The following is a 3456-nucleotide window of genomic DNA, read 5'->3' as shown; positions in this document are numbered from 1 at the left end:
TCACCCTTGTGACCTTAACTGAAACCATTCAAGTGTTTGTCAAGGGCAAATGCGGCTCCGATTGGTATAGTCAGTGGGCCTTCACCACCTTTAATTTTTAGTTTTCATAAAAAATTTGACAGTTCCCCACTGGGAAAAGTCCTGAATCAGTTCATCCATTAGGTTCAATGAAATTGAACGGTTCTCCCAGATTTCAACAGATTTGATGGCTTGTCCGATCAGCATCTCGAGACCATTCACTGCAGGCTTGCCAATGGAGCGGGCCTGTTTCAGAAATGCCGTTTCCAGAGGGTTATAAATCAGGTCAATGAAGGCATCGAAGCGTGTGGGCGTTTCGTCCGATACGGGAGAGACGCCTGTGTTGGGATACATGCCGACAGGTGTAGTATTGATAAGATAATCTCCGCTGAAAGCCTCCGAGTCGTCGTAGGTCCGGTATGTGACCATTGAATCAGAGTGGGACTCCTTGATAGTTCTGGAGACTAAGGTAATGTCCTTGACCCCGTGATCCTTCAGATACTGGACGACCATTTTGGATGATCCGCCTGTACCAAGGACAGTGACTGACTTGCCGCTCAAATCCCATTGCCTACGCTCGAACAGTAGGCCGAAACCCTCGTAATCAGTATTATAGCCTTTCAAATAGCCGTCCAGATTACTTATCGTATTCACTACACCTAGTGTTCGTGCAGTCGGGTCGATTTCATCCAGGTAAGGCATGACAGTTTCCTTGTAGGGGATCGTCACGTTTGATCCGCTGATGGACAGGACTTTCAGGCTCTCGATCGCCTGGGGGACCTGACCAGGTGGGCAGGGAAATGTTTTATAAGCCGCGTTGATGGCCACTCGTTTATATATTTCTTTATGCAGCTGAGGAGACAAACTGTGTGTCAGTTTTTCGCCCAGCAGGCCGTAAAATTTCATGTAGGCACCTCGTTTTTTTAAAAGTATACACATATTTACCATAAATTGGCAAACAGATTGAGATTCAGCCGACTCTATCAGCACAAGTAAAGTGTAACATGAGAGTAAAATGATAAAAACAACCTGAATAATTCATAGCTCTATAATTTAAGCTGGTTTCTTGAATAAATTAATCGTTCTTGGAAAAATTGGGAATTTTTCTACAAAATAGTGCGTTCTCGAAGTAGATTTTAACTAAATGATCCTTCTTACGATTCTCTTGTTTGTTTGAAGGCATACTTCTCCCTTGTAGACGATTGATTCAAAAAATTAACGTGATGACTGATTTAAATCCATTGACTGGATCGCCGTAGGCGCTCGAAGACCCTATAGAATTCAGTTTGATACACATGATAACTCGACAATTTTAGATAGGCTCGTCTGCCTGTTTGCACAAGTTTGCCAGCGACTTTAAGGAATGTTAGTCGGATGGAATGAATAGTCATCCCTTGGTTCTTTTTATCAAAGCCGATAGTCTTTAGACAGTTGATGAGGTTGTATGCAAGCAGACTAATCATCATTCTGACATGATTTTCTAAGAAGCGTGGACTGTCTGTTTTATCGAAATAAAAGCCACCTTTCGCTTCTTTGATGAAATTCTCCATTGTCCCTCGCTTGCCGTAAAGAGAGAATATGACTTCAGGTGAGACATTATCGGATAGATTAGTCACAATGAATGCGTGTTGAAAGAGGAGTTCTCCTGCTTCACGGATTGATCGAATACAGACACGACGGGGTTTCGACCATGATTGTGCTTGATAAGGCATTGAAAAATACTGAACTTCCCGATCTTCCCATTTTTGGTTATCTCCGTAAAGAACGGATTGCTCAGCTAATTGACTTAACCTCCGATTGTTCTTTAATCGGATCACATACTGACTTTCATTTTCTTCACAAGACTCATACACCTCTGGTGTTGCGAAGCCGCTGTCCCCACGAACCAATATGTCAGTATTCGGTATGGATTCATTGTAGTGGTGTAACAATGGGTCGATAAAGGCTTTCACCCCTTTAGATGTGTACTGATTACCTGAACGCAGTTCAGCTTTTAAGAAATCTCCAGTCAGTCCGTCAAAGGCAACTAATGGGTGGTAGCCGTAGGTTTGATAATGAGCATTATAATCTGTTTGTTCTTGATGGCCAAAGGTATCTGAATGAGTGGAATCGAGATCAATGATTAACTCGGTGTCATTGCGAATCAAACGCGCTTTATCAATGAGCGACTGATTTAATGAGTGTAATTGACCCACATTTTCCGTGGTGAAACGATCCAGAAACCGTGAAATTGACGATTGTGAGGCTAATTGTTTTCTGCCTAACACCATTTGAAAGACTGGATCCTGTCGTAACAGATTAGCTGACGAGTCTGCCGAATAACCAGCAATCAGTTGCATAATGAGCTGTTCTAATATCGCTAAATTATCATGCGTGTAGTAAGCACGGTTATCTTTAATGTCCAGAAGTGATTTTGCCAAATCAGAAAACTTGAAGGTATCCATTACTTCTTTAACTAAGACTAAACCCGAATCACTCGATAAACGACCACCTGTATGCGAAATGATGATGTTTGAATTGAATTTTACCTGGTTTTTGTGTAAGCTAATCATGAAGAGAACTCCTTTCTTATGGTTGGTTTAGACACCTTTACCATATCATAATGGGGTTCTTTTTTCATCACTTAACAGGTGAAAATGAAAAAGTAAATTTAAGCTGCCGTTAGGCAGTTGGCACATGTTTCAACGAAAAGTATGAATTGTTCAGGTACAAATCACAAAGCAAACGGACTCTGTATATCTGGAAAAGAGGGACATTCCTAAAGAATATAATCCAGAGGGACCTTATGGTTTTGAAGTATGGAAGGATAAATTTTCAAATGATATAAAATCAAGTTATGAGGATTTACACAACACTCTACTTTACACGAATCAGAAGCAAGAATGGTCAAAAGTAGAAAAGGTATTCTCACAAATAGATCAAGTTCTCAAAGAAATAGAGGAGTAAATAGTTGTAGTCTAAATCGCACCTTATCTAATAGGGTGCTTTTTTCATGCTCAAAATAAATGGAGGAGATAAAAATGGGACTAAGTAATTTAAAATCAAAGTTCATGACCAGAAACGATTGTTACACTACAGGAAGAAAGATCACGCCTAAAGGCATCATGGTCCATTCTACTGCCACACCTGGTGTGATGGCCGCTGACTGGTTCAGCCGCTGGAATAACTCCTATAAGGCTGGCGAAATCAAACGGCAGGTCTGTGTCCATGCCTTCTTAGACGATAAAGAAGTCTGGCAGTACTTGCCTTGGAACCATCGAGGTTGGCATTCAGGAGGAGATGCCAATAATACCCACATCGGTTTTGAAATTGTGCGCCCAGATAGGGCAATGTCAACAGCGGTTTAAGGTGCCGCATAGTAAGATAACGCTATTGTCAACCTGTCCAACCGAAAGGCGAAAGCTGACACGGGAACATAGCATGGCAGGAAAGCGGTAA

The 3456-nt window shown here is 41.6% G+C and carries 3 protein-coding genes; 1 reads left to right on the top strand and 2 read right to left on the bottom strand.

Features of this window, described 5'->3' with window-relative positions:
• Nucleotides 1-90: 90 nt before the first annotated feature.
• A complete protein-coding gene (locus tag ACYQ2O_RS11155; protein ID WP_346024215.1) occupies nucleotides 91-924 on the bottom strand; it encodes a shikimate dehydrogenase family protein in 834 nt (277 codons plus the stop codon).
• A gap of 326 nt (nucleotides 925-1250) precedes the next feature.
• Complete coding sequence (locus ACYQ2O_RS11150) at nucleotides 1251-2570, bottom strand: IS1380 family transposase (protein WP_346024216.1); 1320 nt, start codon at nucleotides 2568-2570, stop codon at nucleotides 1251-1253.
• Between the two features lie 468 nt (nucleotides 2571-3038).
• Between ACYQ2O_RS11150 and ACYQ2O_RS11145 the strand changes: the two genes are divergently transcribed.
• Complete coding sequence (locus tag ACYQ2O_RS11145; RefSeq protein WP_346024217.1) at nucleotides 3039-3365, top strand: peptidoglycan recognition protein family protein; 327 nt, start codon at nucleotides 3039-3041, stop codon at nucleotides 3363-3365.
• The last annotated feature ends 91 nt before the right edge of the window (nucleotides 3366-3456 follow it).

It is taken from the genome of Alkalibacterium sp. m-11 (assembly GCF_054658155.1).
The sequence above is the reverse complement of the archived record's forward strand: the minus strand, read 5'-3'. Positions and strand labels throughout refer to the sequence as shown.

Coding starts and splice junctions, on each gene's coding strand:
- ACYQ2O_RS11145 (WP_346024217.1), top strand. CDS start 3,039: ATGGGACTAAGTAATTTAAAATCAAAGTTCATGACCAGAAACGATTGT.
- ACYQ2O_RS11150 (WP_346024216.1), bottom strand. CDS start 2,570: ATGATTAGCTTACACAAAAACCAGGTAAAATTCAATTCAAACATCATC.
- ACYQ2O_RS11155 (WP_346024215.1), bottom strand. CDS start 924: ATGAAATTTTACGGCCTGCTGGGCGAAAAACTGACACACAGTTTGTCT.